Here is an 18868-nt window from a genome sequence, read left to right on the forward strand (position 1 = left end):
GTAGGAGGCTGTAATATGGAGATCAGCATCAATTATCTATTAATTGTCATTTCGCTTTTATTCTTTGTGGTAGCCTATTTTGTCGGGATCAAAAAACAGACGTGGATGCTGGCGGGGTTTAATGAGGCACGTATCCGGGATAAGGATCGGCTGGCCAGAATAGCAGGCTACTTTTTCTTGAATTCCGGTTTGTTCATTCTGCTGAACAGCTTTATCTCATTTCAAGGCCAGGAGCAGCTGATTCCGCCGCTTATTTTGGCATATGGCGCAGGGGTTATTATTTACGTGAATAAAAAACTGGTAGAATAGGAGCTGAAGGACGGAGCGAAACCTCTGTCCTTCTTTCTTTTTCCTGAAAATAGGAACGAAGCACCACATACAAGTTTCGGTTTTTTTGTTAGGATGAACGAAAAAATAGATTCCAAAACAGGAAGGATGTGGTGTTTTGCGTACACTGTTCAAAACATCTCTGTTTATGGCCGGCTTATGCACGGCGGCTCAATGTGTTTTTGCATCAAATGCCTCAGCAGATCAAAGCATCAAATACGACCATACGTATCAAACCCCTTCATACATCATCGAAAAATCACAGCCATCATGGCAGCCAGCTCAAAACCTAACGCAGAAAGAAGCGCTATTTTCATATCTGGACAAGCAACAAACGCATTTTAAGCTCAAAGGAAACGCGAACAGCCATTTTCGCATTTCAAAAACAATAAAGGATTCAAAGACAAAACAAACATTTTTTAAATTAGAGGAAGTGTATAAAGGGATTCCTGTTTACGGCTTTGGACAGGCGGTCGCGATGAAGGAAAACAAACAAGTGAAAAGTTTCTTCGGGAAGGTGCACCCGCAAATAAATGACATATCTGTCACACCGTCTGTATCTAAGAAAAAAGCCATACATACAGCGCGCCGTGCGCTTGAGGCCTCCATTGGAAAAATCGAGTATGTTGACGGGGAACCGAAAGCCGAATTATATATTTATCCGCACGAAGGCGCATATGACCTTGCCTACCTTGTAAGACTTTCGACGTCTGAACCTGAGCCTGGTTATTGGCATTATTTCATTAATGCCAAAAGCGGAAAGGTCATCGATTCTTTTAATGCCATTCATGAAGCAGCCGGTACAGGGATCGGCGTATCAGGCGAAGAAAAAAGCTTTGAAGTAACTGAACAGAATGGGCGTTATTATTTGGCTGACGAAACAAGGGGAAAAGGGATAAATACTTTTGACGCAAAGAACCTGAACGAAACCTTGTTTACCCTTTTGTCTCAATTGATCGGGTATACAGGCAGTGAAGTGGTCAGCGGCACGTCCGTATTTCATGATCCGGCGGCTGTAGATGCCCATGCAAACGCTCAAACCGTTTACGACTATTACAGCCGCACGTTCGGCCGCCATTCTTTTGATCAAAACGGCGCGAGAATTACGTCTACCGTACATGTGGGAACACAGTGGAACAATGCGGCGTGGAACGGTGTGCAGATGGTGTACGGGGATGGTGACGGCGCTAGGTTTAAGCCGCTGTCCGGATCGCTCGACATTGTGGCGCATGAAATGACACACGCGGTCACCCAGTATTCCGCCGGCCTTTTATATCAGGGAGAACCCGGCGCGTTAAACGAATCCATTTCTGATATTATGGCGGCGATGACAGACCGGGATGACTGGGAAATCGGCGAGGATGTATATACGCCGGATGTACGCGGGGATGCTTTACGTTCGTTAGAGGACCCTTCCAAGCAGGGGAATCCGGATCATTATTCAAACCGTTATACGGGCACAGAGGATTACGGCGGGGTGCATATTAATTCGTCGATCCACAATAAAGCGGCATATCTTCTCGCAGAAGGCGGCGTGCACCATGATGTGCGGGTTGAGGGGATCGGGCGTGAAGCTTGTGAGCAAATTTATTACCGGGCTTTGACATATTATGTAACGCCTTCTTCAGACTTCAGCATGATGAAGCAAGCGGCAATCGAAGCTGCCAATGATTTATACGGTGAAGACTCGAAGCAATCAGCTTCTGTCGAAAAGGCATATGACGCAGTCGGAATTCAATAAAAATGAAAAAACAGCCAGGGCTTTTTTAGCCTGGCTGTTTTATTATGATCTACCCAGAAAAAATATGGCCAGTGTGCCCGGCCCGGAATGGGATCCGACAGCAGAGCCGATGGAGTGCATGATGATGTCTTTCGGCTTGAACGCGTCTTCGATCAAGTGTTTCATTTCATTGGCTGTTCCTTCGTTAGCGGCATAGCTGATCCCGACGGTTTGATCGCTCCAATTGTCTCCTCGCTCTTTCATTAATTCAATAATCCGTTTGAACAGCTTTTTCTGTCCGCGGATTTTTTCAAGAGGCACAAGCTTGCCGTCCTCCATATGAAGAAGCGGTTTAATATTAAGCAGACCGCCGACAAAAGCGGACGTTTTTGAAATTCGGCCGCCCCGGGCGAGGTACGTTAAATCATCGACTGTAAAAATGTGCTCAAGCTGTGCGCAAAAGCTCTTTACAGACGTTTCAATTTCTTGTATTGTATTTCCGTTGATACAGAGTTCGCGTGCATGCCGGACGGCCAGACCGCAGCCTAATGAAGCGCATTTGGAATCAATCACCCGCAAATCAAAATCGGGGAATTCTTCCTTCACTTCATTGGCGATCATGACGGCTGTCTGATAGGTGCCGGAGAGTCCTGAGGAAAAAGCGATGTAAAGTGCGGGCTCTCCTGTTTTGGCATATTGCAAAAATACATTTTTAATTGTTTGCGGTGAGGCTTGGGACGTCTTTGGCGCTTCCCCATTTTGCATCGCTTCAAATATTTGTTCCGAATGAATCGTGACTGCATCTTCATATTCTTTGTCGCCGAGAGAAACCCTAAGCGGGATAAAGCCAATGCCGTTTTCCTCAAAATAAGAACGAGGCAGATCAGCGGCGCTGTCAGCGATGAGATGAACTGTCATTTTGCTTCCCTTCTTTCCGTTTATCGCTCGTCATCATGTGATTTAAGCCAACTATATCATATTAATTTGTCAAAATCGTGTTCAAATATTTGTTTTAAGGGAAAACATAATAAAGAAGAATGAGCGGAGGAACATGCCATGGTACTAGATCAAACAAAAAAATTACTCATCGTCATCATCGGGGCCTTACTTAATGCGGCCGGGCTGAACTTATTTCTGATTCCGGCAGATGTATATGCCAGCGGATTCACGGGTGTCGCCCAGCTTTTATCAAGCGTCGTTGACCAATATGCCCCTTTCTACATATCGACGGGAACGCTCTTGTTCCTCTTAAATATTCCGGTCGGTATTTTAGGATGGCTGAAGGTCGGCAGATCGTTTACGGTGTACAGCATTTTGAGTGTCGCACTGACCACATTGTTTATGGGAATCCTGCCGGAAATGAGACTGTCTCATGACATCCTGCTGAACGCGGTATTCGGCGGCGTGATTTCCGCGGTCGGAATCGGTTTAACATTAAAGTACGGCGCTTCGACAGGCGGCCTTGATATCGTCGCTATGGTGCTGGCCAAGTGGAAGGATAAACCCGTCGGCACGTATTTCTTTATTCTGAACGGGATTATCATTCTGACGGCAGGATTATTGCAAGGTTGGGAGAAAGCTTTATATACCCTTGTTACTTTGTATGTGACAACGAGGGTGATCGACGCGATTCATACCAGGCACATGAAGCTGACAGCAATGATTGTGACGAAAAAAGCGGACGAAATCAAAGAAGCCATTTATGGAAAAATGGTGCGGGGCATAACGACTGTCCCAGCCAAAGGAGCTTTTACAAACGAGCAGAAAGAAATGATGATTATCGTCATCACGAGGTATGAATTGTACGATTTAGAAAAAATCGTAAAAGAAGTGGACCCGAAAGCATTTACAAACATTGTCCAAACGACCGGGATTTTTGGTTTCTTTAGAAAAGACTGACGAAAGCAGGTGGAAGTCGTGAAACGGCTGCTTGTGATGCTCTTGCCTGTGGTGCTATTAATAGGCTGCGGGAAAAATGAGCAGACAGAACCCGATAAGGAGGTATCAGGCGGAATGGAGAATCAAGAGGTTGTTTTATCTGTTGACGCAATTCAGGAGCCTGAACAAATCAAGTTTAACATGTCACTGAAGAACCAAAGCGAACGCAGTGTGGAGTTTCAATTCAGCACGGGACAAAAATTTGAACTTGTCGTGTACGATTCAGAACACAAAGAAAGATACCGTTATTCGAAAGACAAAATGTTTACACAGGCTTTTCAAAACCTGACGCTTGAACCGGGAGAAACCTATGATTTCACTGATGAATGGAAGGAAGTACCGGAGCCGGGAACATACGAGGTGAAGGTGACGTTTAAGGGCAAAGCGGAGAATCTTAAGCAGGTCCAGGCTGTTCAGCAGTTTGAGGTCAAATAATAGGCTATGGCGAATCGCCATAGCCTTTTTTTTATTGCAATTTATCCAGTTGATCTTGAAATTGATGAAGCTGTTGACGTTCCGCATCTGTCGAATTGGCATACGCAGAAGACACAGCATTTTTGGCCCTCAGAATCGCTTGCTCCTGATCGCCTTCCTCAAAGCCGTTTGTCACCATGACAGCCTGTTGAACAAATGATTTCGCCTGCTGAAACAGTTCGTTTCTCATTTAATATTCATACTGCCTTTCAGCCGAGTCTCGTGCCGCGGCATGCTGGTGAGCTTCTTCTAAAGTAGACCGATATGGAAATCTTGCGGCGTGTTGCCCGATGGAGTCTTTACCCTGCTGAATAAACCTTTTGGATTTGCTTCGTTTACCCATTGTGAGACTGCCCCCTTCCATACTTTGACGAGATGAGTCGTCTCCCATAGTATGCTGGGGCGGGTAAAGGTTTATAAGTGGGAAAAATTAAAACACTCCGCTCTTTATATTGAGAAATATTCTTTCAAAAATTGGGCGACCCCATCTTCTTCATTGGAACCCGTCGTTTTGTCAGCGATCTGCTTGACTGCGTCAATTCCATTTCCCATGGCGACGCCGCATCCTGCAAATTCGAGCATTTCCAGGTCGTTATCTTCATCGCCAAAAGCGATGATCCGTTCTCGCGGCACGCCGTAGTAATCGCTGATTTTCTGCAAGCCAATCGCTTTGTTCATGCCGCTTTTAATAATCTCAATCACATGCCACGGGGCTGCCCATCTTCTGTGATCGATCACCTCGGCGTGCACATCTGTTAAATAAGCTCGTATCTCTGGCACATCTTCCTCTTTCGCATGGATGAGCACAGAGGTGACATCCTCACCGAGATTTTCACGCAAATCGCCGACGGTGACATTTGTTGTGTTCATGTTAAAGGCGTCAATCAGATGCTCATCATGATAATGGAAGTACACATCATCGATGACTTCAGCAAGTATATTATGTACGTTGTAGGTCTCGCTGATATCCACAAGCTGTTTGACAACTTGAAGCGGCAGTGAGGTATGATACCGTCCCCAGCTGTCATCTTGCGGATGGTGGACAAACGCTCCATTGAAATTGACGATCGGCGTTGTCAGATTCATCTGCTCATAGTACATGGAACTTGAACGGTACGGCCGGCCGGTGGAGATGCAGACGTAATGTCCGTCATTTTTTAGGCGCTGTATCGTTTGAAGGGTGTTTTCTGATATTGTTTTATCGTCCTTTAATAATGTTCCATCTAAATCTAATGCGATTACATAGGGTTTTGTCTCCATGAAAAGCTCCTTTAACCTAAGATTTTACGCGAGTTGCCTTAATGACAGTGTAGCTTTTTACCATCTTTATTGTCTACATGTTACACTTATGATTATGGTTATCCTAAGGAGGGGACATTGTGATTCAAATTGAAAATCAGACCGTTTCCGGCATTCCGTTTTTACATATTGTAAAAGAAGAGAACCGGCACCGTGCTGTTCCTCTTGTTTTCTTTATACATGGCTTTGCAAGCGCAAAGGAACACAACCTTCATATTGCTTATCTGCTTGCGGAGAAGGGCTTTAGAGCCGTTCTGCCGGAGGCTCTGCACCATGGTGAACGGGGAGAGCAAATGGCTGTTGAAAAGCTGGCCGGCCATTTTTGGGACATCGTGCTAAACGAGATTGAAGAGCTTGAAGTACTCAAGAACCATTTTGAGAAGGAAGGCCTAATAGAAGGCGGCCGTATCGGGCTTGCGGGTACATCAATGGGCGGCATTACAACGCTTGGCGCCTTAACGGTTTATGACTGGGTACAAGCCGGCGTCAGCCTGATGGGAAGCCCGAATTATGTCGAGCTGTTTCAGCAGCAGATCGACCACATCAAATCTCAGGGCATTGATATCGATGTGCCGGAGGAAAGGGTGCGGGAGCTCATGGAGCGCCTTAAAGTGCTGGATCTCAGCCTTCAGCCGGAGAAACTTCGCCAGCGCCCGCTTTTATTTTGGCATGGTGTTAAAGATCAAGTCGTGCCTTACGCGCCGACCCGGAAATTTTATGACACGATTAAATCTTATTACAGCGAGCAGCCGGAACATCTCCAGTTCATTGCGGATGAAAGAGCCGATCACAAAGTGCCGCGGGCCGCTGTGTTAAAAACCGTTGAATGGTTTGAAACGCATTTATAAAGCACAAAGGTGTAAACACAGGCCGGATTTACGTTATACTGTAGAAAAAAGGAGTGAGGGAACGTGGAAGAAGCATTAAAAGAAAACATTATGGGCGCCCTGGAACAGGTTGTCGACCCTGAGCTTGGCGTTGATATCGTAAACCTCGGGTTAGTATACGATGTTGATATGGATGAAGACGGCTTAACGCACGTCACAATGACACTGACGTCAATGGGATGCCCTTTAGCACCGATTATTGTGGATGAAGTGAAAAAAGCGCTTGCGGACATTCCGGAAGTGAAAGAGACGGAAGTTCACATTGTGTGGAATCCGCCGTGGACTCGGGACAAAATGTCAAGATATGCAAAAATCGCGCTTGGCATACAATAAAACAAAAGAGGACAGCCTTACTGTGAGGCTGTCCTTTTTACAGCTGAAAAGGAGTGAAGCAAAATGATGTACCTGCTTGCCGTTCTATGTCCGCCGCTTGCTGTTTTGTTTACGGGAAAGCCGTTTCAGGCCCTGATCAATCTCATATTGACATGCATCTTTTGGCTGCCGGGCGCCATTCACGCTTGTTTTATCGTGGCTGACCGCCGCGCTGAAAAACGGGCAAGACGATAATCTGGAAAAAAGAGGACGCAAACATGGTATAATGGCCATAAAAAACAGCAGGGAGAGCGCCATGAAAAAGAAATTGCTTGCATTCGCGCTGTGCACCGGTGCGTATGCGGCCCTGTTTGCGTACTCTGTTCACTCAGAGCAAAAAAGCGGCTCCAGCGAGATGACCGATGTCAGCCGCTTGATGCCGGTGAAAATTAAGCAGACGGTGAAAGGGCAGGAAGAAAATAACCTCATTGACACAGTCAAAGAGGCCAATCGAAAAAGCATAAAAATCTCAATAGCCGGAACCCAGCATTCGATGGGCGGCCATACATATTACGAGGACGGCATCGTTCTGGACATGACAGGCTACAACAAAATCCTCGCTTTCGATAAAGAGAAAAAAACCATCAGGGTCCAAAGCGGGGCGACGTGGAATGACATACAGAAATACGTAAATCCATACGGGCTTGCGGTAAAAGTCATGCAGTCACAAAATATTTTTACAATCGGAGGATCTCTCAGCGCCAATGCCCACGGGCGTGATATCCGCTATGGATCGCTGATTGATACAGTCAAATCATTCCGTCTTTTAAAAGCCGACGGCACAATTGTCACTGTCACTCCAAAAGATGACTTATTTTCAGCAGTCATCGGCGGGTACGGTCTTTTTGGCGTGATTCTCGATGCTGAGCTTGAATTAACGGATGACGAGCTGTACGTCATGCAGACGGAAAAAATGAACTACAGCACATACGCTGACTATTTTACAAAGCATGTCAAAGGCAATCCCGGTGTCCGCATGCACCTCGCTCGCATCTCAACAGCAGAAAAGGGATTTCTAAAAGACATGTATGTCACAAATTACGTATTATCAGACGAGCAGGATCAGCTGACATCTTACAGCGATCTCAAAGAGGATGAGCATACACAGGTGACGAAATTCGCGCTCGGCCTGTCAAGAAGGTACGGGTGGGGCAGAAACTGGCTGTGGAATACCCAGCAATCCTATTTTCTAAGCCAAAATGGAACAAAGATCTCACGCAATAATGTCATGCGGTCAGAATCAAAATTTCTCGAATACGAAAACAATGAAAATACAGACGTGCTGCAGGAATACTTTGTGCCGGTGAAGGAGTACGCTTCCTATATTGATGACCTGAGACAAACGCTGTCACACGAAGACCTGAATCTGCTTAATATCACGATCCGGTATGTGCAAAAAAACGAAAAAGCTGACCTGTCTTATGCGAAGGATGATATGTTTTCGCTCGTGCTTTTAATCAACGAGGGCTTTTCAAAAGAAGACCAGGCTGACGCTGCCAGGATCATCAGGCGCATGACAGACGTTGCGCTCAAACACGGAGGAAGCTATTATCTGCCGTATATGACATATCAGACAAAAGCGCAAATGAGACAGGCGTATCCGAAAAGCGAAGCGTTTTTTCAGAAAAAAAAGACGTATGATCCGGATGAGCGGTTTATGAATTACTTTTATCAGAGGTATAAATAATGGGGAAAAACAAATTAAAATGGCTGACACTTTCACAAAGCAGCGTGTTTTTCGCAAGCAGTTTAATCTTTCCGTTTTATATTCTGTTTGTGAAGAATATCGGCTCAAGCTACACGCAGTTCGGGTTTTCCTACGGATTATTCGGACTGAGCGGAGCGCTCATTTACCCGCTCCTCGGCCGGCTTTCTGAAAGGATCGACAGCCGCTATTATCTGCTTGCGAACTCATGGGGCATGGCGGTTCTGCTTTTGTATGTCCCGCATGTTAACAGCGTTCTTCAAGTGTACATCGTGCAAGTGCTGTTAGGTCTCTTTGGGGCGATGCAAAAACACGGAGAAAAAGTATTAATCGCCGACTTTACAGACACCGGGGAACGCGGAAAAAAGATTGGGAATTATCATTTTTGGACCGCTGTTTTTTCAGCAGCTGCCATTATGCTCGGCGGTTTTCTCGCCGACTTTTTTACGGTGCAAATGATTTTTTATACAAGCTCTATTCTATATTTTCTGAGCGGATTGATGATGATGAAAACAGGCTGACACGGTCAGCCTGTTTTTTTATACAGCTGCAAATGGCGCCGTACCAACAACTTGAAGCGGTTTCTGCCTGCTTTTTAAGAGTCGGTTTTTTTATTGAACAGAAAATTTATAAATGAATAAAAATATTAAATATACGATTGAATTAATTTTTATTCATGTTATAATGTTAAATAATTTCACAAAGACCAAGAAGGTGAATTCGTTTTGAAAATAGGAATTGTAGGCGCTACGGGTTATGGAGGCGCCGAACTTGTCAGGATTCTTACACATCATCCTCATGCAGAAGAATGTATACTTTATTCATCCAGCGGGGAAGGAAAGGTCTATAGTAATGTTTATCCTCATCTAACCGGCTTGGCTGAGCAGAAGCTGAAGCCCATTGATATGAATACAATCAAACAGGAAATCGATGTCATGTTTCTTGCTGCGCCCCCGGGAGTATCAAGTGAACTGACTCCGCAGCTTGCAGAGGTGGGAATTTCGGTTATTGATCTGTCAGGTGATCTGAGGATCCAAGAGCCTGCTGTATATGAAAAGTGGTATAAACGGACAGCGGCACCAAAAGAAACAATTCAAGAGGCAGTTTACGGTCTTTCGGAGCTGAATCAAAGGAACATTCAGCAGGCGAAGCTCATCGCCAATCCGGGGTGTTTCCCGACGGCTGTACTGCTAGGCCTCGCGCCTCTGGCTCAAAAAAAGCTGCTTGATGAATCGTTCGTTATCGTTGATGCGAAAACAGGCGTTTCCGGTGCGGGGAGGAAAGCATCCATGGGAACCCATTTTTCTGAGCTTAACGACAATTTTAAAATTTATAAAGTAAATGAACATCAGCACACCCCTGAGATTGAACAGACGTTAAAAGAATGGCAGCCAGAGTTGAAGGCTATTACATTTTCTGCTCACTTGGTTCCGATGACAAGGGGAATCATGGCGACAATGTATACGCAGTTAACATCTGACCTATCTGCAGAAGATCTGCACGATTTATATTCGGAATTTTACCAAGATTCATATTTTGTGAGAGTGAGGCCAAAGGGTCATTACCCGCAAACGAAGGAAGTGTTCGGCAGCAATTTCTGCGATGTATCCGTTACCCTCGACGAAAGAACGAACAGGGTCACGATCGTATCGGTAATTGATAATCTGATGAAGGGTGCCGCTGGGCAGGCAGTACAAAATTTCAATATCATGAATGGCTGGAACGAAGAGACAGGTCTTACCATGACACCAATTTATCCATAGAACAGGAGAGAATCGAACCATGATTCAGTTGAGTGAAGATCAAATAGTGAAAGTAAAAGGCGATGTATCCTCGCCAAAAGGATTTCAGGCAAAGGGCGTGCATTGCGGGCTGCGCTACTCGAAAAAAGACCTTGGCGTCATCATCAGCGAGACACCGGCAGTGAGCGCGGCAGTTTATACGCAAAGCCACTTTCAGGCGGCTCCGATTAAAGTCACACAGGACAGCTTAAAGCATGGATCAGCTCTGAAAGCAGTCATTGTCAACAGCGCCATTGCCAATGCTTGTACAGGGGAACAGGGCTTAGAGGATGCATACAAAATGCGGGAGAGCCTTGCTTTACAGCTGGGCATTGAGCCGGAGCTTGTCGCCGTTTCTTCAACTGGTGTCATCGGCGAACATTTAAATATGGAAAACATTCAGGCCGGCATCGAGCTTTTGAAAGAAACGCCTGCGGGATCTGGAGATTTCGAGGAAGCGATTTTAACGACAGATACAGTCATCAAGCAAACGTGCTATGAACTGACAATCGGCGGTCAAAAAGTCACCATCGGCGGAGCGGCTAAAGGCTCCGGAATGATTCACCCAAACATGGCAACGATGCTGGGGTTTGTGACAACAGACGCGGCAATCGAAGAAAAAACGCTGCAAAAAGCGCTCCGCGACATCACTGACGTCTCTTTTAATCAAATTACAGTTGATGGAGAAACCTCCACCAATGACATGGTATTGGTCATGGCAAATGGCTGTGCGGAAAATGAGTGCCTTACGGAAGAGCATAAAGACTGGCCGCTCTTTAAAAAAGCGCTTCTTCTGGCTTGCGAAGATTTGGCTAAGGAGATTGCCAGAGACGGAGAAGGCGCGACAAAACTAATCGAAGCCCAAGTAAAAGGGGCGAAAAACAATCTTGATGCAAACGTAATTGCCAAGAAAATTGTCGGGTCGAACCTCGTAAAAACCGCTGTATACGGAACAGACGCGAACTGGGGGCGCATTATCGGGGCTATCGGGCACAGCGCGGCTCAGGTGAAGGCTGAAGAAGTAGAGGTTTATCTCGGGGGCCAATGCCTGTTTAAAAACAACGAGCCTCAGCCATTCTCTGAATCTCTCGCGAAAGAATATCTCGAAGGAGACGAGATTGCCATTGTCATCAAGATGCATGAAGGAGACGGGAACGGAAGAGCATGGGGCTGTGATCTGACTTATGATTATATCAAAATTAATGCGAGCTATCGCACGTAATAAAGGGGAGCACAATGAAGAAAACAATCGTTTTTAAATGCGGGGGAAGTGTCATCCGTGAGCTGTCGGAAGAATTTTTTCAAAACCTGAAAGAATTGATGGAGTCAGGATGGAAATTGGCAATCGTGCACGGCGGCGGACCGGAAATCACACATATGCTGAAACGGTTAAACATCAAAACAGAATTTGCAGGCGGACAGCGGAAAACAACCAAACCGGTATTGGAAGTCGCTGAAATGGTACTGTCCGGCTCAGTGAATAAATTTTTCGTTGCCGAGCTTGCAAAACACGGGCTCCGGGCTGCGGGAGTGTCCGGCAAGGATGGAGGCCTTCTCGAAGCAGACTATCTTGATCCGGACACATACGGGGAAGTCGGAGAAATTAAAAAGGTTAATGCCTCTATGGTAAACGCGCTGATGGATGAAGGCATTATCCCGGTAATCGCGCCCCTGTCCTTGACGAGCGATTACAAAACACTGAATGTCAATGCTGATCTTGCTGCTTCGGCAGTCGCCGGGGCGCTGAAAGCCGATAAGCTGATGTTCGTCACAGACGTGGAAGGAATTATGAAGGAAAAACAGCGTCTCAACATCCTGACCCCTGAGGAAATTCAGACTCTCATTAAACAGGAAGTGATCACAGGCGGGATGATACCAAAGGTCAATTCAGCCTTGTCAGCATTATCGGACCAGGTATCAGAAGTGATGATCGTAAATGGAAAAGGATCGTTTTTCTCAGATCAAACATTTCAAGGAACAAAAATCGTCAAAGCAAAGGAGGCTGTTTCATGAGCAGCTTGTTTCAAACCTACGGACGGTGGAACATTGAGATAAAGAAAGCGAAGGGAACTTGCGTTGAGGATCAAAACGGCAAAACATACCTCGATTTCATTCAAGGGATTGCGGTTTCCAACCTAGGTCACTGCCATGAAGCGGTCACAGAAGCGGTCAAAAAACAGCTCGACAGCGTATGGCACGTATCCAATCTGTTTGAAAACAGTCTTCAGGAGCAAGCGGCACAGCAGTTAGCAGCAAACAGTGCCGGAGATCTCGTTTTTTTCTGCAACAGCGGAGCGGAAGCGAATGAAGGCGCGATTAAGCTGGCGCGAAAAGCAACTGGAAAAACGAAAATCATCACATTTCTTCAATCATTCCACGGCCGCACCTATGCAGGGATGGCAGCTACCGGACAGGATAAAATCAAAACAGGCTTCGGCCCGATGCTGGAAGGCTTTCATTACCTCCCGTACAATGATCCTGCCGCTTTTAATGCTCTTGGGGAGGAAGACGGCATAGCCGCGGTAATGCTTGAGACTGTACAGGGAGAAGGCGGAGTCAATCCGGCCAGTGCAGAATTTTTAACAGCCGTACAGTCGTTTTGCAAGGAAAAGCAGGCGCTTCTGATCGTTGATGAAATTCAGACCGGCATTGGACGGACAGGAAAAGGCTTCGCATACGAACACTTCGGCCTCTCACCTGATATCATCACAGCTGCAAAAGGATTGGGGAACGGCTTTCCAGTCGGTGCGGTAATCGGCAAGAAAGAGCTGGGAGCAGCGTTTACTCCTGGGTCTCACGGAACGACTTTCGGAGGGAATATGCTGGCGATGGCCGCCGTCAATGCAACATTGCAGGTTGTATTCCAGCCTGACTTTCTGCAAGAGGCTGCTGATAAGGGTGCGTTTTTGAAAGAACAGCTGGAGGCTGAACTGAAGAGTCCTTTTGTGAGGCAAATCCGCGGCAAAGGATTAATGCTTGGAATTGAGTGTGATGGGCCGGTTGCAGACATCATTGCTGAATTGCAGACATTAGGCTTGCTCGTACTGCCGGCCGGACCGAACGTGATTCGTCTGCTGCCGCCGCTCACCGTGACAAAGGATGAAATAACAGAAACCGTCAGTAAGCTGAAACAAGCGATTGCTCAGCATACCGCTGTCAATTTGTAATTTTTTTCGATATGAAAGCATAAAAATTCATTTTTATAATTAATTATTCATCAAGAGGTGGGCTTTTAGATGGAAGGTTATTTAGTATTAGAAGATGGAACAGTGTTCAGCGGAGAACTGGACGGACATGAAAACTGCACGGGCGAAGCTGTGTTTTTCACAGGAATGACGGGTTATCAGGAAGTGCTGACAGACCCGTCATACAAAGGACAGATTATCGTATTTACGTACCCGCTGATCGGCAACTACGGCATTAATGAAAACGACTTTGAAAGCAAAAAACCGCAAGTGAAAGCAGCGGTTGTTTACGAGGCGTGCGATCATTTTTCTCATCATGAAGCGGTATACAGTCTTAAGGAATATCTGAAAAAATGGAACATCCCGCTCTTGTCCCATGTCGATACGAGGGCTGTCGTCAAAAAAATCCGCGCGAACGGAACGATGGGGGCGTCTGTCACTGCCTCTAAAGAAGCGGCTGAGATTGCCCTGCAGCCTGAGAACGTCGCAGAACAGGCGTCCGCACAGGACATCAGCACAATCGGCGAAGGGAATAAACATATCGCTCTCATTGACTTTGGCTATAAAAAATCAATTGCATCATCACTCGTGAAACGAGGCTGCAAGGTCACAGTTATACCGTATCAGCAAATGGAATCGGTTTACGGCATAAAGCCCGACGGTGTCGTGTTATCCAACGGACCCGGAGATCCGAAAGCCATTACACCGTATATGGAACAAATCAAAAACATTGTCAGCCGCTTTCCGACACTCGGCATATGTCTCGGCCACCAGCTGATTGCGCTCGCTTTCGGCGGAAATACGTTTAAGCTGCCGTTCGGACACAGGGGCGCAAACCATCCGGTCATCGACCGTGAAACGAAGCGGGTGTTCATGACCAGCCAAAATCACAGCTATGTGGTTGATGAAAAATCCATTAATCAAGAAGAGCTGACGATCAGATTCCATCATGTCAATGACACATCAGTTGAAGGACTTTCCCATAAAAAACTGCCCGTCATGAGTGTGCAATTCCACCCGGAAGCCCATCCCGGACCGGCGGAAAGCGAATGGATTTTTGATGATTATTTAAAGAATGTGATACCAGCAAGGAGAGAAATCGCCCATGCCTAAAGACACCAGTATTTCAAGCATATTAGTAATCGGCTCAGGCCCGATCATCATCGGCCAGGCGGCAGAATTTGATTATTCAGGCACTCAAGGTTGCATCGCGCTCAAGGAAGAAGGCTATCGGGTTATTCTCGTCAACAACAACCCGGCAACAATTATGACCGATGAAGCTTTCGCGGATGACATTTATTTTGAACCGCTGACGGTAGAAAGCCTGACAGACATTATTAAGAAAGAAAAGCCCGACGGACTTCTGGCCAATTTAGGCGGGCAGACTGCACTGAATCTTGCGGTTGAACTTGAAGAAGCGGGTATTTTAAAGGCGCACGGCGTCAAACTTCTGGGTACATCCGTTGATACAATACAAAAAGGAGAGGACCGGGAAAAATTTCGTTCTTTAATGAACGAGCTGAATCAGCCAGTTCCAGAAAGCGAAATTGTCGATAACGAAACAGATGCCCTTCGTTTTGCGGAATCCATCGGCTTTCCTGTCATTATCCGGCCTGCTTACACTTTAGGCGGAAAAGGCGGGGGCATCGCGCCCACGAAAGAAGCATTTGCCGCCATGATCAAGCAAGCGCTCCTGGCTAGCCCGATCAATCAATGCCTGGTAGAAAAGAGCATTGCCGGCTTTAAAGAAATTGAATATGAAGTGATGCGCGACAGCAACAACACATGCATTACCGTCTGTAATATGGAAAACATCGATCCGGTCGGTGTGCATACAGGCGATTCGATCGTAGTGGCGCCTTCACAAACATTAACTGATGAAGACTATCAAATGCTCCGGACGGCAAGTCTGACGATCATTTCGGCACTTGATGTCGTAGGCGGGTGCAACATTCAGTTTGCGCTTGATCCGTTCAGCAAGCAATACTACGTCATTGAAGTGAATCCGCGTGTGAGCCGTTCATCTGCTCTCGCGTCAAAAGCAACAGGTTATCCCATTGCGAAAATGGCTGCGAAATTGGCGGTCGGATACACGCTTGACGAATTAAAAAACCCGCTTACAGGCTCCACTTATGCGAGCTTCGAACCGGCATTGGACTATGTCATCGTCAAGTTTCCGCGCTGGCCGTTTGATAAATTCAAAAACGCGGATCGCAAGCTCGGCACAAAAATGAAAGCCACCGGAGAAGTGATGGCGATTGAACGTAATGTAGAAGCGGCGCTCCAAAAGGCGGCAGCCTCTCTTGAGCTGAAAAACGTCGGCACGCATCTGCCGGAGCTCGGCGGCTTATCAATTGAAGCGCTCTGGGAGCTGGCAATCACACCTGACGATCGAAGATTTTTCGTTGTGATGGAGCTGTTAAGCCGAAGCATATCAATAGAAGAAATCCATGCAAAAACAAAAATCGACCCGTTTTTCCTTCACACCTTTAACAATATCATCAAGCTGGAAAATCAGATCATGGAAGCGGGGAGCGACCTTTCTTTTGATTTATTGAAAAAGGCAAAGGAAAAAGGGTTTTCAGACGCAACGATTGCCTCACTTATCGGCAAGACAGAGGCAGAGGTGCGCGCTCTTCGCAAAGAGAAGGGGATTACGCCTTCCTTCAAAATTGTTGATACTTGCGCAGCTGAGTTTGATGCGAAAACCAACTATTTTTACTCCACGTATTTCGGAGAAACCGATGGAGACATCAGCCGCAAAGAGAAAAAGCGCGCGCTGATTATCGGCTCAGGACCGATTCGCATCGGGCAGGGCGTTGAATTCGATTACAGTGCTGTTCATGGGGTGTTAACGCTGCAAAAGCTTGGATTCGAAACGATTATGATTAATAACAACCCGGAAACCGTGAGCACAGATTATGAAATTGCGGACCGCCTGTATTTTGAACCGCTGACAACGGAGCACATATTAAACGTGGCGGAGCAGGAAAACATTGACTTTGCGATCGTGCAGTTCGGCGGCCAAACCGCGATCAATGCTGCTGAAGCGCTCGAAAAAGCCGGAATCACGCTTCTCGGCACATCGTTTGAAACGCTTGACGTGTTAGAGGATCGCGATCAATTTTATCAGCTTCTTGATGAACTCGGATTGCAGCACGCTAAAGGAGAAATTGCCTATACAAAAGAAGAGGCTGCAGAGAAAGCAAACGGCATCGGCTATCCTGTATTAATCCGTCCTTCTTATGTCATTGGCGGAATGGGCATGATCATCGTTGAATCGGAAGCTGCGCTTTCTCAGCTGCTGGACGGAGAAGACAGCATGCCGTACCCGATTTTGATTGATCAGTACGTGTCAGGAAAAGAAGTCGAAATTGATCTGATTTCCGATGGCGAAGAAGTCTTTATCCCGACATATACCGAACATATTGAGCGGGCGGGCGTCCACTCAGGAGACAGCTTCGCCATTCTCCCGGGGCCTTCTGTCACAAACAAACTGCAGCAGGGAATAAAAGATGCTGCTCAAAAAATTGCCCAAAAGCTTTCATTTAAAGGTATTATGAACATCCAATTTGTGATCGATAACGAAACCATTCTCGTCCTTGAAGTGAACCCGAGAGCGAGCCGTACAGTTCCGGTCGTCAGCAAAGTCATGGGCGTCCCGATGATTCCGCTCGCCACAAGGCTGCTGGCGGGGGCATCTCTAAAAGATGTAAACCCGGCAGTTCAAAATCACCACGGCGTTGCTGTAAAGTTCCCGGTCTTTTCCTCACATGCGATTCAAGATGTAGATGTCAAGCTTGGACCGGAGATGAAATCGACAGGAGAAGGCATGTGTGTTGCATACGACGCCGACAGCGCGTTGAAAAAAATCTACACGCGTGTTTGGAATCAAAAAGGAAGCATTTATTTGCAAAACGGACCGGAAGATTTGAAGACATTAGCGGAAAACGCCGGCTTTACGGTTCATGAAGGCACATTCGCCTCATGGATGGAACAGGATGAAAAAGCGCTCCATATCCATTTGAATGGCTCTGAAGAAGCACGCAAAGAGCGTTTGGAAGCCATGACACACGGCATTACCGTCTTTACTGAAGAGGAAACCGTACGGGCGTTTTTGCAAAGCGGATCAGGCAGTCCGCACCCTGTTTCCCTCAGAGATCTTTATAAAAAGGAAGTGGCATCATGCACACAGTGAATATGGGAGAAATGCTATTCGGAAAAGACCTATTAACGCTAAAAGATCTCAGTGAACAGGATATCAGCGCGTTGCTTGCTGAAGCCAGTGAACTGAAACAAAACAAGATTCAGCCTATTTTTCAAGGCAAAACCCTTGCGATGATTTTTGAAAAATCATCCACACGGACACGTGTTTCATTTGAGGCCGGCATGGCGCAACTTGGCGGAAATGCCCTCTTTTTAAGCCAGAAAGATCTGCAGCTGGGCCGCGGTGAAACTGTGGCTGACACGGCAAAAGTGCTCTCGGGCTATGTAGATGCAATCATGATCCGGACCTTCGAGCATGAAAAGGTGGAGGAGCTTGCTGAACACGCTGATATTCCGGTCATCAACGGGCTTACTGATAAATATCATCCTTGCCAGGCGCTGGCGGACCTATTGACGATCAAGGAAATCAAAGGCGATCTCAAAGGTGTGAAAGTCGCATATATCGGTGACGGAAATAATGTGGCGCACTCCCTGATGATCGGCTGCGCAAAAATGGGCTGTGATATCTCGATTGCTTCGCCTAAGGGATACGAAGTGTTAGACGAAGCGGCGGAAGCAGCCAAAGCATTTGCCCTTCAATCCGGTGCTTCCATTACACTTACAGCTGATCCGATTGAAGCCGTAAAAAATGCGGACGTCATTTATTCAGATGTATTCACAAGCATGGGACAGGAAGCGGAAGAACAAGAGCGTCTCGCAGTCTTCGCGCCTTACCAGGTGAATGCATCGCTTGTCAGCCATGCTAAACCTGACTATACATTTTTGCACTGTCTTCCTGCACACCGTGAAGAAGAAGTGACGGCAGAGATTATTGACGGTCCGAATTCCGCTGTATTCCAGCAGGCCGAAAACCGTCTCCATGTGCAAAAAGCGCTGTTAAAGGCGATCCTTTACAAAGGGGAATAACCGAAAAAACTGCTGAGCCGGTCTCAGCAGTTTTTTTATGGAAACAT

Annotated in this window: 20 protein-coding genes; 16 read left to right on the forward strand and 4 right to left on the reverse strand. The window is 46.6% G+C overall.

Annotated elements, in window-relative coordinates:
- The first annotated feature begins 15 nt into the window (after positions 1-15).
- The gene (locus NSS75_RS06270; RefSeq protein WP_024120885.1) at positions 16-309 is read left to right on the forward strand and encodes a DUF3784 domain-containing protein; all 294 of its coding nucleotides are present in this window, start codon (positions 16-18) and stop codon (positions 307-309) included.
- Between the two features lie 136 nt (positions 310-445).
- Positions 446-2068, forward strand: coding sequence for a M4 family metallopeptidase (locus tag NSS75_RS06275; protein ID WP_059352712.1), 1623 nt, complete (start codon positions 446-448; stop codon positions 2066-2068).
- Positions 2069-2110: 42 nt separating this feature from the next.
- Here the strand turns inward: NSS75_RS06275 and NSS75_RS06280 are convergent, their stop codons facing one another.
- The gene (locus tag NSS75_RS06280) at positions 2111-2965 is read right to left on the reverse strand and encodes a DegV family protein (protein WP_095713640.1); all 855 of its coding nucleotides are present in this window, start codon (positions 2963-2965) and stop codon (positions 2111-2113) included.
- A gap of 138 nt (positions 2966-3103) precedes the next feature.
- On the opposite strand from NSS75_RS06280, the gene NSS75_RS06285 reads away from it, so the two are divergent.
- Both NSS75_RS06285 and NSS75_RS06290 read left to right on the forward strand, forming a co-directional pair.
- Entirely contained in the window at positions 3104-3946 is an 843-nt protein-coding gene (locus NSS75_RS06285; RefSeq protein ID WP_024120888.1) for a YitT family protein, read from the forward strand.
- Positions 3947-3964: 18 nt separating this feature from the next.
- Entirely contained in the window at positions 3965-4420 is a 456-nt protein-coding gene (locus tag NSS75_RS06290) for a BsuPI-related putative proteinase inhibitor (protein WP_308314990.1), read from the forward strand.
- 31 nt (positions 4421-4451) lie between these two features.
- Here NSS75_RS06290 and NSS75_RS06295 read toward each other — a convergent pair whose 3' ends face one another.
- From NSS75_RS06295 to NSS75_RS06305, 3 genes are all read right to left on the reverse strand, one after another.
- Positions 4452-4649 (reverse strand): DUF3813 domain-containing protein, encoded by a 198-nt coding sequence (locus NSS75_RS06295; protein ID WP_003224518.1) that lies wholly within the window; start codon positions 4647-4649, stop codon positions 4452-4454.
- Complete coding sequence (locus tag NSS75_RS06300; RefSeq protein ID WP_024120890.1) at positions 4650-4802, reverse strand: hypothetical protein; 153 nt, start codon at positions 4800-4802, stop codon at positions 4650-4652.
- Between the two features lie 104 nt (positions 4803-4906).
- The gene (locus tag NSS75_RS06305; protein WP_103672314.1) at positions 4907-5719 is read right to left on the reverse strand and encodes a Cof-type HAD-IIB family hydrolase; all 813 of its coding nucleotides are present in this window, start codon (positions 5717-5719) and stop codon (positions 4907-4909) included.
- A 119-nt stretch (positions 5720-5838) separates the two neighbouring features.
- On the opposite strand from NSS75_RS06305, the gene NSS75_RS06310 reads away from it, so the two are divergent.
- From NSS75_RS06310 to argF, 12 genes are all read left to right on the forward strand, one after another.
- Positions 5839-6606, forward strand: coding sequence for a prolyl oligopeptidase family serine peptidase (locus NSS75_RS06310; protein ID WP_024120892.1), 768 nt, complete (start codon positions 5839-5841; stop codon positions 6604-6606).
- 63 nt (positions 6607-6669) lie between these two features.
- A complete protein-coding gene (locus NSS75_RS06315; protein ID WP_003224525.1) occupies positions 6670-6978 on the forward strand; it encodes a metal-sulfur cluster assembly factor in 309 nt (102 codons plus the stop codon).
- A 63-nt stretch (positions 6979-7041) separates the two neighbouring features.
- Positions 7042-7212 (forward strand): YqaE/Pmp3 family membrane protein, encoded by a 171-nt coding sequence (locus NSS75_RS06320; RefSeq protein WP_326366229.1) that lies wholly within the window; start codon positions 7042-7044, stop codon positions 7210-7212.
- A 61-nt stretch (positions 7213-7273) separates the two neighbouring features.
- Complete coding sequence (locus NSS75_RS06325) at positions 7274-8704, forward strand: FAD-binding oxidoreductase (protein ID WP_339236576.1); 1431 nt, start codon at positions 7274-7276, stop codon at positions 8702-8704.
- A complete protein-coding gene (locus tag NSS75_RS06330; RefSeq protein WP_044156416.1) occupies positions 8704-9243 on the forward strand; it encodes an MFS transporter in 540 nt (179 codons plus the stop codon). Before NSS75_RS06325 ends, NSS75_RS06330 begins: the two co-directional genes overlap by 1 nt.
- A 204-nt stretch (positions 9244-9447) precedes the next feature.
- Positions 9448-10485 (forward strand): N-acetyl-gamma-glutamyl-phosphate reductase, encoded by a 1038-nt coding sequence (gene argC / locus NSS75_RS06335; RefSeq protein ID WP_198097499.1) that lies wholly within the window; start codon positions 9448-9450, stop codon positions 10483-10485.
- Positions 10486-10504: 19 nt separating this feature from the next.
- Positions 10505-11725 carry a bifunctional ornithine acetyltransferase/N-acetylglutamate synthase gene (gene argJ / locus NSS75_RS06340; RefSeq protein WP_151174921.1) on the forward strand — a complete coding sequence of 407 codons (1221 nt, stop codon included), beginning with the start codon at positions 10505-10507 and terminating at the stop codon, positions 11723-11725.
- 14 nt (positions 11726-11739) lie between these two features.
- On the forward strand, positions 11740-12516 hold the full coding sequence (gene argB, locus NSS75_RS06345) for an acetylglutamate kinase (RefSeq protein ID WP_213418506.1): 777 nt from the start codon (positions 11740-11742) through the stop codon (positions 12514-12516).
- Positions 12513-13670, forward strand: coding sequence for an acetylornithine transaminase (locus tag NSS75_RS06350; protein ID WP_339236581.1), 1158 nt, complete (start codon positions 12513-12515; stop codon positions 13668-13670). Before argB ends, NSS75_RS06350 begins: the two co-directional genes overlap by 4 nt.
- Positions 13671-13739: 69 nt before the next feature.
- Positions 13740-14801 carry a carbamoyl phosphate synthase small subunit gene (locus tag NSS75_RS06355; protein WP_044156409.1) on the forward strand — a complete coding sequence of 354 codons (1062 nt, stop codon included), beginning with the start codon at positions 13740-13742 and terminating at the stop codon, positions 14799-14801.
- A complete protein-coding gene (locus tag NSS75_RS06360; RefSeq protein ID WP_185848086.1) occupies positions 14794-17886 on the forward strand; it encodes a carbamoyl phosphate synthase large subunit in 3093 nt (1030 codons plus the stop codon). Before NSS75_RS06355 ends, NSS75_RS06360 begins: the two co-directional genes overlap by 8 nt.
- Positions 17874-18821 carry an ornithine carbamoyltransferase gene (argF, locus tag NSS75_RS06365; RefSeq protein ID WP_339236586.1) on the forward strand — a complete coding sequence of 316 codons (948 nt, stop codon included), beginning with the start codon at positions 17874-17876 and terminating at the stop codon, positions 18819-18821. Before NSS75_RS06360 ends, argF begins: the two co-directional genes overlap by 13 nt.
- The last annotated feature ends 47 nt before the right edge of the window (positions 18822-18868 follow it).

The organism is Bacillus sp. FSL K6-1012 (genome assembly GCF_037964915.1).
GTDB lineage: Bacteria > Bacillota > Bacilli > Bacillales > Bacillaceae > Bacillus > Bacillus halotolerans.

Coding starts and splice junctions, on each gene's coding strand:
- NSS75_RS06270 (WP_024120885.1), top strand. CDS start 16: ATGGAGATCAGCATCAATTATCTATTAATTGTCATTTCGCTTTTATTC.
- NSS75_RS06280 (WP_095713640.1), bottom strand. CDS start 2,965: ATGACAGTTCATCTCATCGCTGACAGCGCCGCTGATCTGCCTCGTTCT.
- NSS75_RS06285 (WP_024120888.1), top strand. CDS start 3,104: ATGGTACTAGATCAAACAAAAAAATTACTCATCGTCATCATCGGGGCC.
- NSS75_RS06295 (WP_003224518.1), bottom strand. CDS start 4,649: ATGAGAAACGAACTGTTTCAGCAGGCGAAATCATTTGTTCAACAGGCT.
- NSS75_RS06300 (WP_024120890.1), bottom strand. CDS start 4,802: ATGGGTAAACGAAGCAAATCCAAAAGGTTTATTCAGCAGGGTAAAGAC.
- NSS75_RS06305 (WP_103672314.1), bottom strand. CDS start 5,719: ATGGAGACAAAACCCTATGTAATCGCATTAGATTTAGATGGAACATTA.
- NSS75_RS06320 (WP_326366229.1), top strand. CDS start 7,042: ATGATGTACCTGCTTGCCGTTCTATGTCCGCCGCTTGCTGTTTTGTTT.
- NSS75_RS06325 (WP_339236576.1), top strand. CDS start 7,274: ATGAAAAAGAAATTGCTTGCATTCGCGCTGTGCACCGGTGCGTATGCG.
- NSS75_RS06330 (WP_044156416.1), top strand. CDS start 8,704: ATGGGGAAAAACAAATTAAAATGGCTGACACTTTCACAAAGCAGCGTG.
- argJ (WP_151174921.1), top strand. CDS start 10,505: ATGATTCAGTTGAGTGAAGATCAAATAGTGAAAGTAAAAGGCGATGTA.
- argB (WP_213418506.1), top strand. CDS start 11,740: ATGAAGAAAACAATCGTTTTTAAATGCGGGGGAAGTGTCATCCGTGAG.
- NSS75_RS06350 (WP_339236581.1), top strand. CDS start 12,513: ATGAGCAGCTTGTTTCAAACCTACGGACGGTGGAACATTGAGATAAAG.
- NSS75_RS06355 (WP_044156409.1), top strand. CDS start 13,740: ATGGAAGGTTATTTAGTATTAGAAGATGGAACAGTGTTCAGCGGAGAA.
- NSS75_RS06360 (WP_185848086.1), top strand. CDS start 14,794: ATGCCTAAAGACACCAGTATTTCAAGCATATTAGTAATCGGCTCAGGC.
- argF (WP_339236586.1), top strand. CDS start 17,874: ATGCACACAGTGAATATGGGAGAAATGCTATTCGGAAAAGACCTATTA.